Origin of the sequence: Fructilactobacillus vespulae (assembly GCF_047324295.1) — a bacterium.
Taxonomy (GTDB): domain Bacteria; phylum Bacillota; class Bacilli; order Lactobacillales; family Lactobacillaceae; genus Fructilactobacillus; species Fructilactobacillus vespulae.
On sequence record NZ_CP137138.1, the window covers coordinates 612,653 to 625,250 of the forward strand.

Here is a 12,598-nt window from a genome sequence, read left to right on the forward strand (position 1 = left end):
ATAATGATTATAGAACTGTAAAATAATTTATTCAATAAATACAAGTTTTGTTGACTTTTACAGTTAAATTATATGCATTTATTAATAAATAATGATGAATTCGTTTAGGAATAATTGATAAAAAGAAAAAAGACCGATAAAATGATGTGAACCCCACAAGTTGGACAATAATCTAACTTGTGGGGTTTTTGTTATGCCAAGAATAAATTACGAAGTAAAAAATAAAATTATAGAAGAATATTTTAACGGAATTGGGTCAACTACGTTGTCCCAAAAGTACCATGTTTCAAAATCGGTTATATTAGTATGGATTAATAGAATTAAAAACAAAAATTTAAGCATGATTAGTTGTAAAAATCGTCATCAAATAGAGTATTCTTTAGAATTTAAAATTAAAGTATTGAAATATAAAAATTCAAATAATTCTACTTTATCGGAATTGTGCAATAAATTTAAAATACATTCTGAAAGTACTATCTATTTTTGGCAACATCAGTTTGATGAATTAGGTATAATCGGATTATCAAGAAAACGAGGTAATCCCAAAATGACTAAAAACAAGATAACAAAACAAACTAAATTATCAAAAGATGAAAGATTGAAGCAACTTGAAGAAGAAAATTTAATGCTTAGAATTCAAAATGAATATCTAAAAAAACTGAAAGCCTTAGATCAAAAACAAACAAAGAAAAAGTAATGGTAATTGATGATTTAAGGCGTAAATTCAAGGTTAGTTTAAGTTTCATTTTAAGAGCCGTTAAATTACCTAGAAGTAACTATTATTACGCGATTTCATCGCATTCAATAAACAAAGATGTAAATATAATTAAACTAATAAAAGAGATTAAGGAAAACAATCCTAATTATGGGTATAGAAGAGTTACATTGGCACTTAATAATGCTGGTAAAAATGTTAACCATAAACGTGTACTTCGAATTATGAAAAAACATAATCTTCTATCATCAGTTTTCGGAAAGAAAAGACGTAGATATAATTCTTACGAAGGTAATGTTGGTAAAAGATTTAAAAACAGATTGAATCGTCGATTCAATACTCCAATTCCGTTTCAAAAATTAGCATCAGATACAACAGAACTAAGATATGGAAATCAAAGTATCAATGAACGAATATATTTAAATCCAGTTTTAGATTTGTTTTCTGGTGAAATTATTTCATATAGTGTTAGTGATCATCCTGATCTTGATTCAGTTTTTTCACCAATTAAAGAAGCTGTTTTAAAATTGCCTAAAACAAAATTCAAAAGATTCTTTCATTCTGATCAGGGTGTTCACTATCAAAATAAACGTTTAAATAAATTTCTAAGGAAAAACCACATTACCCAAAGCATGTCACGTAAAGCAACGTGTTTAGATAATGCGGTTATTGAATCATTTTTTCACATTTTAAAAATTGAAATAGGAAACGATTTTAATACAAAAGAGGAACTAATAAATTCCGTTAGGAATTGGATTTATTATTACAATAATTATCGTATTAAAACAAAACTAGGAGGCAAATCTCCGATTCAATATCGAAAACTTGTCTCCTAGAAAGGCTAAATAATGTGTCCAACTTTATGGGTTCACATCAAAAATCGGTCTTTTGGTTTGAAATTTCATTTTCTTGTTAAGATTAATTTTTACTTTCTTCAACCTGTTTAAAGAAGTTAGCAAATAGTTGTTCTTGCTTCTTATCTTCTTTCCAAAGGTCTTCTGGATGCCATTGAACCCCGGTTAGTAATCCACCTTGATATTCAACTGCTTCCACTACACCATCATCAGCCGTGGCAACGACATCTAAATCTTTTGCAACATCTTTTAATGCCTGATGATGACGAGAGTTAACTGGAGTTTTTTCACCTAATGACTTTGCTAGATGACTATCGGATTTTATCTGAACGTCGTGAGCATAAATATTTCCGGTATCACGTTGCTCATGATTGACCTTATCTTTTTCATCAGTTGGTAAATCTTGGTAAAGGTTACCACCAAACGTTACGTTCATAACTTGTAAACCACGACAAACACCGAATACTGGCGTTTTAGTTCGAACGGCTTCTTTAATGACAGCAATCTCAAACTTATCGTGGGGGATATAATAGTTACCCTCAGTTAGTTCGGAATGATCATTGAAAAATTGCGGATCTATATCTTCACCCCCAGGGATGATAATACCATCGACTGACTCTACCAGCTCTTTAACCATGGAAACTGGAACAACTGGTAAGATTACAGGGACCTGATGATGAGCAGTCACAATCTCAATGAAACTATTAGGAACAACGTTTGCTAGGGGGAGACAAAACATGTTAGGTTCTCCCAAATTTACGTTAGCGGTGATTCCAATTTTCATAAATAAATCCTTCTCTCACTAATTTTATTTTTGTTGCTTATTTTCTTTAAAACTTCCCGTTAGAAAATAGAAAGGTACTGCGATTACTAGAGAACCCAATCCCCATACCAAGTTACTCATCTTAGCTTGTGACAATAGTACTAGTGAAACGATAATTGCAGATACTGGAATTAAACTCCCAAACGGAACTCTAAAACCGGAATGATTTTTATTTCTTCTTCTGAATACCAAAACAGCAAGACAAGTAGGTAGGTACTGTGCAAATCTAGAAACAACACTAATTTGTGCAAGGGTTTCAAAGGTACCAGAGTAAGCAATTACTAAAGTAATCAAAGTTGAAACGATGATAGAAACATAGGGGGCGTTGTACTTGTTAGTTTTAGCAAGTACAGCGGGCATCATTTTATTTTCTGCCAATGCCACTCCTGATCTTGGAGTAACAAATGAAGAAGCTACACACACTCCTAGAAGGGAAAGAATTGTACCTAGTGCAATTATATCACCACCAACTGATCCTGCCACTTTTGTGAACACGGCTTGAAGGGGAACACTGGTACCAGTCAAATCTTTTCCTAGAACACCGATACAAACAGCAACGATTGCGATATATAGAAGTGCAACGATACCAAATGACATCAACAAAGTTTTAGGTAGGTTCTTTTTAGCGTCTTTCATTTCACCTGCAACTACAACGACTCCTTCAAAACCAGTAAATACAAGGAAAAGGGTAATACAAGTAGTAGCAAAACTACCGGTTGTAGTTAGTTGTGGTACGAAGAAAGGATGGAAATTACCTGCTTTAATAAAGAAAAGGCCAACGACTACAACCAAGAAAAGGGGAATCAATTTACTAACGGTAAAAATATTATTTACGATGGCAGTAAGTTTAACCCCACGAATGTTCAGGCACATAAGGGCTAGCGCAAAAATAGTGACAATAATATTTTTGGCAGTTGGAGTAGCAAGACTTGGGAAAACCCCACTAAGTGCTAACGCGAAACCGACGTAGAGAGTTGATTCAGCGATAATTCTAATTGCCCAGGTGATAAATCCAATTTCGTAACCGACAAAATTACCAAAAGCTTCCTTGGCATAAACATAGGCGCCTCCAGTTTCGCTAAATTGACCGGCACATTCTGCAAAACAAAGTGCTAGTAAGAATGCTAGGAATGCATCAAAAAGGAGTGCTAAGATACTTGCTGGTCCAAATAATTTCATTCCAATGCTAGGCAAAAGAAAAATTCCAGTTCCAATAATACTATTGATTCCAAGTAGAACCATACTTTTAAATCCAAGTTTTTGTTTATCCAATGTATCCATATGTAAGATCCTTTCTGATATTAAGAAAATTAGGTAGTTGATGATAAAAAAAGAACCCATCTATTTAAAGGTAGGTTCGTTGGGTCTCCTCTACCTGATTAAATAAATGGTAGAGGTTAAGTTTCGTTGGTTATTTAAATAACCTCAAAAAGAAAACGTACCAAGCAGACTAATAATAAAATGACGATTGTTAAGATAATCACTGAGTTTTCTTTTACTTTAGCCATATTTGTTCATCTCCTTAGTTGTTTTTTAATAATATACGCCACGAAAGTTCGGAAAGCAACCTTAAATTTAAAAATTGTTATATAAAATTGAAATTCTATTTTTAATGGATATCAATTTTGTTGTAAAAAAACACCCAAATTAATGGGTGTTTTTTATTATTCGTATTCAATGGTTGCAGGTGGCTTACCAGTAATATCGTAAAGTACTCGGTTAACCCCAGCTACTTCATCGACGATTTTCTTAGAAATATTACCTAAGACTTCCCAAGGAATTTCAGCAAATTCAGCTGTCATTCCATCAACGGAGGTCACGGCACGAATGTTAACGGCTTCGTCATAGGTTCTTTCGTCACCCATAACTCCAACACTCTTGATACCTGGTAGGGCAGTGAAGTATTGCCATACGGTTTTGTTTAAACCAGCTTTGGCAAATTCTTCTCGAAGAATTGCATCTGATTCACGCACCATGCGTAAACGATCAGGAGTTACTTCACCGATTACTCGGATTGCAAGACCAGGACCTGGGAATGGTTGACGCCATACTAATTCTTTTGGCATACCTAATTTTTCACCTAATTCACGTACTTCATCTTTGAAGAGTTTGTTAAGTGGTTCAATTAGTTTGAATTGTAAGTCTTCAGGAAGACCACCAACATTGTGGTGAGATTTGATAGTTTGGGCAGTATCAGTACCTGATTCAATCATATCAGTGTAAAGGGTACCTTGAGCTAAGAAATCAACGTTTTCGAACTTACGAGCTTCAGTTGAGAAAGTTTCGATAAATTCTTTACCAATAATTTTACGTTTAGTTTCTGGATCAGTAACTCCGGCTAATTTACCTAAGAAGAGGTCACTAGCATCGACAAAGTCAATGTTTAGACCGAAGTCATCACCAAGGGCCTTAAGCACTTGGTTAGCTTCATCTTTACGTAAAAGACCGTGGTCAACGAAAACGGAAGTTAATTGATCACCAATGGCACGGTGTAGTAATACTGCTACTACTGATGAATCAACCCCACCAGATAAACCTAACAGAACGCGTTTGTCGCCGACAGTTTCTCTGATTTTTTCAATTTCGTCTTCAATGAAGTCGTCCATAGACCAGTTAGCTTCAGCACCAGCAATGTCAAAGACAAAGTGGCGAAGCATTTCGCGACCTTCTTCAGTTAGGTTAACTTCTGGGTGGAATTGAACGGCATAAAAACCACGTTCTGGATCAGCCATTGCTGAGATTGGACATGATTCACTAATAGCGGTTACTTCAAAACCGGTGGGAACCTTGGTAACAAAATCACCGTGGCTCATTAAAACAGTTTGATCAGCATTCATATCTTGGAAGAATTCTGATTCTTTGTCAGTAACGTTAATTTGTGCTTGACCATATTCACTATTTTCAGCAGTAACGGTTTCTCCACCTTCAAGGTCTCTGGCCATTAGTTGCATTCCGTAACAAATTCCTAGAATTGGAAGACCAAGTTCAAAAATTTCCTGATCAACGTTAAGTGCGTTATCACTGTTAACACTGTTAGGACCACCAGAGAAGATGATGGCTTTAGGGTTCATTGCTTTAATTTCTGCAGCCGTCATAGTGTGGGGTTTTAATTCTGAATAAACTCCCATTTCACGAACTCGACGAGTAATTAGTTGGTTGTATTGACTACCAAAGTCAAGAACGACAACAGAATCATAATTGCGTTCAGTTTTTACCATATTAATCAGTCCTTCTATTTTTTGTAGTTAGGGGCGTCTTTTGTAATAACAACATCATGTGGATGTGATTCACGAAGGCCAGCGTTAGTGATGCGAACGAATTGTGCATTGTGCATCTCGGCAATGGTGTGTGAACCAGTGTAACCCATTCCGGCCTTTAAACCACCCATCATTTGGTAAAGGATATCACCTGCATCACCTTTGTAAGCAGTTTTTCCTTCAATACCTTCAGGAACTAGTTTCTTTTCTGATTTAACTTTACCTTGGAAGTAACGATCTGATGAACCGTTTTCCATGGCTGGGATTGAACCCATTCCACGGTAAACTTTGTAGAGGTTACCACTTGAATCAGTTAGTACTTCACCAGGAGCTTCAGTAGTTCCGGCAAGCATACTACCAAGCATAACGGCGTCACCACCGGCAACCAATGCTTTGGCAATGTCTCCAGAGTATTGCATTCCACCATCAATGATGATTTGTTTACCATATTCTTCGGCTACTTTGGCACATTCATATGCAGCTGAGATTTGGGGAACACCCACACCAGCAACTACTCGAGTAGTACAAATTGAACCAGGACCGATACCAACCTTAACGACATCAGCACCCGCTTCAAATAATGCTTTCGTAGCAGCGGCAGTAGCGATGTTACCAGCAATTAAGGTTTTAGTAGGGAATTGTGCTCTGATTTCAACGATCTTATCAAGCACCCCTTTAGAGTGACCGTGGGCAGTATCTAAAACAATTGCATCAGCACCAGCATTAAATAATGCTGAGGCACGATCAAAAGTTTCACCATTGATTCCTACGGCAGCTGATACTAATAGACGACCTTGATCATCAACAGCTGCTTCATCACTATTTACGGCTGTGTTTTTAACTTTTTCAACTTCAGCGGCTTGTGCTTCAGGAGACATATTTTTGTGAATAACTCCTAAACCACCCTTTTCAGCCATTTCAATGGCCATGGCACTTTCTGTGACGGTGTCCATTGCAGCACTAAGTACTGGAATGTTTAAAAGAAGATTATTGCCTAATTTTGTTTTTAAGCTGACTTGGTTAGGTAGCACGTCACTTGCTGCTGGAACCAAAAGTACATCATCATAAGTAAGTGATTGATGCTTGCCAAACTTGTTTTCCCAATTATCCATGAAAAATCCTCCTGCTAGATTTATTTGTTGTAATTAATATAATAGATTAACAGAAATGTGGGTGAAAAGCAAAGGTAAAAGCGAACGAAATCAAAAGAATTTTTGTTTAACGTACGTACCCGAACTATCAAAAAGTAAACGAAACAATTTGTCTGAATTTTAGCCAAAAAAAGCTTAAATAATGGTAAAATTTAAGTAAATCGATTTTATTAGAAAGCAGGATCACAATGGACGGAAATTTCAAACGAGTAAGAGGAATGGAAGATATTCTTCCCAATGAAACTTCAGTTTGGCAAAGAATTGAAGGAACTGCACGCGACGTGTTTGCTAAGTATAACTATGCAGAAATGAGAACCCCGATGGTGGAAAAGACGGATGTTTTTAGTCGAACTTCCGGGGATTCATCAGATATTGTTACAAAACAAATGTACACTTTTGAAGATAAGGGTGGTAGAAGTATTACACTTCGCCCAGAAGGTACCGCTGGAATAGTTCGTTCTTTTGTGGAAAATAAACTATTTGGACCAGAACATCCTAAGCCAGTAAAAACTTACTACATGGGACCCATGTTTAGATACGAACGTCCGGGTGCTACCCATAACCGTGAGTTCCACCAAATTGGTTGTGAAACTATCGGAATGGTTAGTCCCCAAATTGATGCCGAAGTTATTCGCTTAGCGGTTGATATTTTTGAACACCTTGATATCAAAGACTTACGTGTAGAGTTAAATACTTTAGGTGACGATGAAAGTCGTTCTGCTTACCGTGATACGCTAGTTAAATACTTTGAACAATATAAAGAAGAACTTAGTGGTGATTCACAACGTCGTTTAGACCAAAACCCACTTAGAATTTTAGATAGTAAAGATAAGAACGATCAAAAGATTGTTGCGGGTGCTCCAAAACTAGAAGATAGTTTAAACGAACGTTCGAAAACTTACTTTGCTAACCTTAAAGCAGCTTTAGATATTTTGAAGGTTGATTACGTCGTCGAAGACCGTCTTGTTCGTGGTTTGGACTATTACACTGATACTGTATTTGAAATTCAAGCTAAAGCAGAAGCTTTTGGTGATGAATACACCACAATCTGTGCCGGTGGTCGTTACAACAACATGGTGCAAGAATTTGGTGGCCCAGAAATGGGTGGAGTTGGTTTTGCCTTTGGAGAAGAACGATTAGCCACGGTGGTTAGTGCGACTGATGAAGGTAAAACTGTCGACTGTTTCATTTGTACTGATACTAAAGGTAAAGAACCCGAAGAAATCAATGCAATCTTTAACAAAGCCCTGGGTAAAGCAGCTGAATTACGAACTGCCGGTAAGGTTGTTGAAGTTAACTACCAAGAACGTAGTATGAAGAGCCAAAAGAAGGAAGCATTTAAGTTGAATGCGGATGATATTTTGGTGATTGAATAGTCAGTGAAGAACCTTATGAGTAGGTTCTTTTTTAGTTTAAAACAAATATATTTATGTACTTATTTTCTAATATGGTAAAATATTCCTATAAAGCATAGGAGAAAAGAAAATGAACACACAGACTCTTTTTGGTAAGATGAACATCATTTATTACATTACTTTAGTTGCTGCAATTATTGAAACCGTTCTAGCTATTCCTGTTCTAGGGGGAATCATTGTTATGACCAGTGTTTATTCACCACTTGGTATTTTAATGGTTCTTTATATTGCCGGTTTAGTCTTTGCTATTACCACGCAATCACTTAAAGGTGCAGATCAGTATAATATTGAGATTAGTGGATTTAAAACTAAGTTTATTATTGGAATTGTAGCAGCTGCAATTGCCGTGATTCCAGTAGTTGGTTGGATTTTACACATTGTGATGGCAGTAATTATGTGGTCACAATATTTAACGATTAGTTCATTAAAAGAAAAAGTTAGTAAAGATAATATAATTGAAGATATCAAGCAAGAAGATATTCATTCAGATGATCAAAACTAGTAATTAACATTGAAAAATGCCCATTGTTGATGGGTATTTTTTATTAAAAGAAAGTGTGGAAATGTGGCCCAAAAAAAGAAAAAGAAAAGAATTTTACTAAAAGTGCTCCTTAGTTTACTTGTGGCAGTTATTATCGTAGCTGGAATTGGGATGTATTATTTATTTAATTTTGCCTTTCAACGTGGCGGGTTCAGCACAACGCTAGGTGGACACCCTAATACTGAATGGTACGACACTACCCAATCACAAACTTGGACCCAAAAGACTAAGGATAATATCACTCTAAAAGCTCATTATTTTGAAGCTGAACAACCTACCAATAAAACTGTGATTGTAATTCACGGATATGGTGGTTCAGCTCGAAAGATGAGTAGCTATGAACAGATGTTTCATAACATGGGATATAACGTGTTAGCTCCCGATAATCGCTCATTTGGTGACAGTGGTGGTAACTATACCGGTTACGGTTGGAAAGATCGGACTGATATCGTAAACTGGATGAAGCAGATTAATCAATATAATCCACATACTGAAATTGGTATGTATGGAATTAGTATGGGTGCTGCTGCAGTAATGTTTACACTTCCTGAAGCACCACAAAACGTTAAATTTGCGATTGCTGATTGTGGTTATACCAGTATTAATGCTGAATTAACCCATGAATTGAAGACGATGTTTAACTTACCAGCGTTTCCGATTATTCCATTGGCCAATATTTATTCACAAGTGTTAGCTGGCTATGGATTTGATGATGCTAATACCAAAAATACTTTGAAACATAATGAAATTCCATTATTTATTATTCATGGTAGCAAGGATAACTTTGTTCCAACGAAGTTTGCCTACGAAAATTACAAGAATAATAAAGGTAATAACAAAGAACTTTGGATTGTTAAAAATGCAAAGCATGCACAATCTCGGTTGGAAGATCCGCAAGAATACCAACGTCGAGTGGGGGATTTTGCGATGAGATGGTTTGAATAAAAGTTAATTAATTTTAATTTTGCTACTTAAATAAGTAACAAACTGCTATCATAAATAACGTATTAATATTGAATCGGAGATTAGGTGATTTAAATGGATGTTAAAATTTTAGTAGCGTCACATAAAGATGCTGAAATGCCATCAAATAAAAATTTATATTTGCCAATTCTAGTTGGAGCAGATAAAAACTATAAAGGCCAGAAAGATTTTCAATTGGATAATGAAGGTGTTAATATCTCTTCTAAAAATCCAAACTACAATGAACTAACAGCTGTTTACTGGGCTTGGAAAAATATGAAAAACATTAATGCTGTTGGATTAGTGCATTATAGAAGATTTTTTAGCTTGGGTAAAAAAAGATCACTTGCTTACGTTTTAACCGATAATCAAGTGGACAAATTATTAGCAAAAGCTCCTGTTATTTTACCTAAAAAGAGAAAGTACTATATTGAAACTAATAAAAGCCATTATATTCATGCTCATCATCAGGAACCATTGGATAAAACAAGAGAAGTAATTGAAACTTTCTATCCAGAATATTTAAAATCTTTTGATGCAGTTATGAATCGAAGATCGGCACATATGTTTAATATGTTTATTATGAAAACTGAATATTTTGACAATTACTGTACGTGGCTTTTTGATATCTTAGGAAAAGTAGAATCTGAAATAGATATAACAAATTATTCAGTTCAAGAAGCCCGTGTGTATGGATATTTATCTGAATTATTAATGGATGTTTGGATTAATAAAAATGATGTTAAATATGTAGAGTGTAATTGGATTCAGATTGGTAAAAGACAGCTAGTAAAAAAAGCAATTGGCTTTTTAAAAAGAAAATTATCAAGCAATACCGATAAAAATAATACACATTTCTAGTATTGGAGTTATTATGAAATCAAAAGTTTTAGACATAGCATGGAAAATTTTTAGTGATTCTATCTATATACCTGTTTTTAAAATTAAATTTGAAAAACAATATCATAATTTTGAAATCGCCTCAATTGAGGATACTATTAGTAAAATTAAAAGTGATAATGTATCTGTTAGTCGTTTTGGTGATGGTGAATTCAAGTGGATGTCAATGGCAAGACAAGATTCATTTGAAAAAAATTCTACAAAAATGAGTATAAGATTAAAAGAAGTTCTTCAAAATGAAAAAAAACATCATATAAATTGTTTGCCCCAAGCCTTTAAAGATACTAAAACAATGAGTGCTAATAAATATTGGGAACGTGAAATGGGTATTCATGGTAAAGAATGGTTATCTTATTTAGATAAAAATGTACAGTACTATAATACTAGTATTACTCGTCCTTATATAGATTTTAAAAATAAGAATGAACATACTTCAGTTTTCAATCAATTTAAAACCGTTTGGGAAGATAAAGATGTATTGATTGTTGAGGGTTTTGATACTAAATTCGGTATGGGTAACGATTTATTAAATAATACAAAAAGTATTCATAGAATTGAATGTCCAAGTAAAAATGCATTTGAAAGTTATGACTATATTTTAAAAGAGTCTAAAATAGCAATTGATGTTCTTAAACCACAGATTGTTTTAGCAGCTATTGGACCAACGGCGACGATATTAAGCTATGATCTTGCTAATTATAATGGAGTTCAAGCAATCGATATTGGTCATTTGGATATTGAATATGAATGGTTTTTAAAGAAGACTAATAAGAGAATTGCAGTTCCTGGAAAATTTGTTAACGAAGTGGCACAGCAAATAACTAGTGAAAATAAATTTGATGATGACATATATGAAAAACAAATTTTCAAAAAAATTAACGGAGATTAGTTTTGAAAAAGAAAAAAATTATTATTTTTTTACCATATATGCCTGGATATGGTGGAATTGAAACAGTTATTAAAAATTTATTAGAAGAATATTATCGCTATGATGGTAATGATTATGATTTGAGAGTGGTTAGTATTGGTGGTTATGATAATGGAAATTGGATTTCAAAAATAAAAAATAAAACCATTATTCAGCTTAGTCAAAATAAAATTATTAGAAAATTTGAATATGCATCTATTTTTCCATTTGTACTTTTGTATCAAGTTCTAAAGTATAAACCAGACTTTGTAATTTCTACAAGTTCTAAGTTATGGAGTACATTATATTTTTGGAAAAAAATATTCAATTTTAAATTTAAAGTTGCATCTTGGAGACACTCTTCACTTGTATACTATCCTTCTTCTGATTTAGCTTTGAAGATGGCAGACATATTCTTGTCTATTAGTACTGGAATAGGAAAACAACTAAAAAATAAAGGAGTTCCAAAAGAAAAAATTAGAATAGTATACAATCCGGTTAAAAAAGGAAAATATTCTATAGAAAGAACTTCAACAACCAATCCAGTTAAATTTATTTTTGTCGGAAGATTAATGCTAGGTGGACAAAAAAATATGAAGGAAATGCTAGATGCATTTTCTAAAGTTTCTGGTAATTGGAAATTAGATATTTATGGAAAAGGTACTGAATCACAAAAGCAAGAATTGGGAAACTATATTAAAAAGATAAATATACAAGACAAAGTTAATTTTGCAGGCTTTAAAAAGAACCTTTGGGAAAACGTGAAAAATGCAGATGGTTTATTAATGACCTCTAAGTTTGAGGGATTACCAATGGCTTTATTAGAATCAATATCAAATGGTGTGCCTGTAATATCATCTAATTGCGAAACAGGACCGGATGATATTGTTAATTCTGATAATGGTTTTTTGTATGAACCTGGAAATATAAATGAATTATCTACCATTTTAAATGATTTTGTTGATAGAAAATATGATTTTAATGATGTTGAAAAAATTAAGAATTCAATAGATAAATTTTATAATAAAAATTATTTTGCAGAATTTGTTAAATCGTTATATTAAGGAATTTA

The 12,598-nt window shown here is 33.9% G+C and carries 12 protein-coding genes; 8 read left to right on the plus strand and 4 right to left on the minus strand.

The window, feature by feature from the left end; all coding sequences use genetic code 11:
- Nucleotides 1–193: 193 nt before the first annotated feature.
- Together R4B61_RS02805 and R4B61_RS02810 are read left to right on the plus strand one after the other, a co-directional pair.
- Nucleotides 194–697, plus strand: a complete 504-nt coding sequence (locus tag R4B61_RS02805; RefSeq protein ID WP_413628123.1) for a helix-turn-helix domain-containing protein — start codon at nucleotides 194–196, stop codon at nucleotides 695–697.
- Nucleotides 697–1,551, plus strand: a complete 855-nt coding sequence (locus R4B61_RS02810; RefSeq protein ID WP_413628124.1) for an IS3 family transposase — start codon at nucleotides 697–699, stop codon at nucleotides 1,549–1,551. Before R4B61_RS02805 ends, R4B61_RS02810 begins: the two co-directional genes overlap by 1 nt.
- A gap of 82 nt (nucleotides 1,552–1,633) precedes the next feature.
- Here the strand turns inward: R4B61_RS02810 and R4B61_RS02815 are convergent, their stop codons facing one another.
- From R4B61_RS02815 to guaB, 4 genes are all read right to left on the minus strand, one after another.
- Entirely contained in the window at nucleotides 1,634–2,353 is a 720-nt protein-coding gene (locus tag R4B61_RS02815) for a gamma-glutamyl-gamma-aminobutyrate hydrolase family protein (protein ID WP_413628125.1), read from the minus strand.
- A gap of 24 nt (nucleotides 2,354–2,377) precedes the next feature.
- On the minus strand, nucleotides 2,378–3,673 hold the full coding sequence (locus tag R4B61_RS02820; RefSeq protein WP_413628126.1) for an APC family permease: 1,296 nt from the start codon (nucleotides 3,671–3,673) through the stop codon (nucleotides 2,378–2,380).
- Between the two features lie 383 nt (nucleotides 3,674–4,056).
- Nucleotides 4,057–5,610 (minus strand): glutamine-hydrolyzing GMP synthase, encoded by a 1,554-nt coding sequence (gene guaA, locus R4B61_RS02825; protein WP_413628127.1) that lies wholly within the window; start codon nucleotides 5,608–5,610, stop codon nucleotides 4,057–4,059.
- Nucleotides 5,611–5,624: 14 nt separating this feature from the next.
- The gene (guaB, locus tag R4B61_RS02830; RefSeq protein WP_413628128.1) at nucleotides 5,625–6,761 is read right to left on the minus strand and encodes an IMP dehydrogenase; all 1,137 of its coding nucleotides are present in this window, start codon (nucleotides 6,759–6,761) and stop codon (nucleotides 5,625–5,627) included.
- Between the two features lie 227 nt (nucleotides 6,762–6,988).
- Here guaB and hisS point away from each other — a divergent pair, with 227 nt between their 5' ends.
- From hisS to R4B61_RS02860, 6 genes are all read left to right on the plus strand, one after another.
- Nucleotides 6,989–8,176, plus strand: a complete 1,188-nt coding sequence (gene hisS / locus R4B61_RS02835) for a histidine--tRNA ligase (RefSeq protein WP_413628129.1) — start codon at nucleotides 6,989–6,991, stop codon at nucleotides 8,174–8,176.
- Between the two features lie 109 nt (nucleotides 8,177–8,285).
- A complete protein-coding gene (locus R4B61_RS02840) occupies nucleotides 8,286–8,717 on the plus strand; it encodes a hypothetical protein (protein WP_413628130.1) in 432 nt (143 codons plus the stop codon).
- A 120-nt stretch (nucleotides 8,718–8,837) separates the two neighbouring features.
- Complete coding sequence (locus tag R4B61_RS02845; RefSeq protein ID WP_413628131.1) at nucleotides 8,838–9,701, plus strand: alpha/beta hydrolase; 864 nt, start codon at nucleotides 8,838–8,840, stop codon at nucleotides 9,699–9,701.
- 93 nt (nucleotides 9,702–9,794) lie between these two features.
- Entirely contained in the window at nucleotides 9,795–10,580 is a 786-nt protein-coding gene (locus R4B61_RS02850) for a DUF4422 domain-containing protein (protein ID WP_413628132.1), read from the plus strand.
- Between the two features lie 13 nt (nucleotides 10,581–10,593).
- Nucleotides 10,594–11,508, plus strand: a complete 915-nt coding sequence (locus R4B61_RS02855; RefSeq protein WP_413628133.1) for a GT-D fold domain-containing glycosyltransferase — start codon at nucleotides 10,594–10,596, stop codon at nucleotides 11,506–11,508.
- A gap of 2 nt (nucleotides 11,509–11,510) precedes the next feature.
- Nucleotides 11,511–12,590 (plus strand): glycosyltransferase, encoded by a 1,080-nt coding sequence (locus R4B61_RS02860; RefSeq protein WP_413628134.1) that lies wholly within the window; start codon nucleotides 11,511–11,513, stop codon nucleotides 12,588–12,590.
- Nucleotides 12,591–12,598 lie beyond the last annotated feature (8 nt).

Bases quoted from the DNA above. Each gene is read 5' to 3' on its own strand.
- R4B61_RS02805 (WP_413628123.1), top strand. From the start codon at position 194: ATGCCAAGAATAAATTACGAAGTAAAAAATAAAATTATAGAAGAATAT.
- R4B61_RS02810 (WP_413628124.1), top strand. From the start codon at position 697: ATGGTAATTGATGATTTAAGGCGTAAATTCAAGGTTAGTTTAAGTTTC.
- R4B61_RS02815 (WP_413628125.1), bottom strand. From the start codon at position 2,353: ATGAAAATTGGAATCACCGCTAACGTAAATTTGGGAGAACCTAACATG.
- R4B61_RS02820 (WP_413628126.1), bottom strand. From the start codon at position 3,673: ATGGATACATTGGATAAACAAAAACTTGGATTTAAAAGTATGGTTCTA.
- guaA (WP_413628127.1), bottom strand. From the start codon at position 5,610: ATGGTAAAAACTGAACGCAATTATGATTCTGTTGTCGTTCTTGACTTT.
- guaB (WP_413628128.1), bottom strand. From the start codon at position 6,761: ATGGATAATTGGGAAAACAAGTTTGGCAAGCATCAATCACTTACTTAT.
- hisS (WP_413628129.1), top strand. From the start codon at position 6,989: ATGGACGGAAATTTCAAACGAGTAAGAGGAATGGAAGATATTCTTCCC.
- R4B61_RS02840 (WP_413628130.1), top strand. From the start codon at position 8,286: ATGAACACACAGACTCTTTTTGGTAAGATGAACATCATTTATTACATT.
- R4B61_RS02850 (WP_413628132.1), top strand. From the start codon at position 9,795: ATGGATGTTAAAATTTTAGTAGCGTCACATAAAGATGCTGAAATGCCA.
- R4B61_RS02855 (WP_413628133.1), top strand. From the start codon at position 10,594: ATGAAATCAAAAGTTTTAGACATAGCATGGAAAATTTTTAGTGATTCT.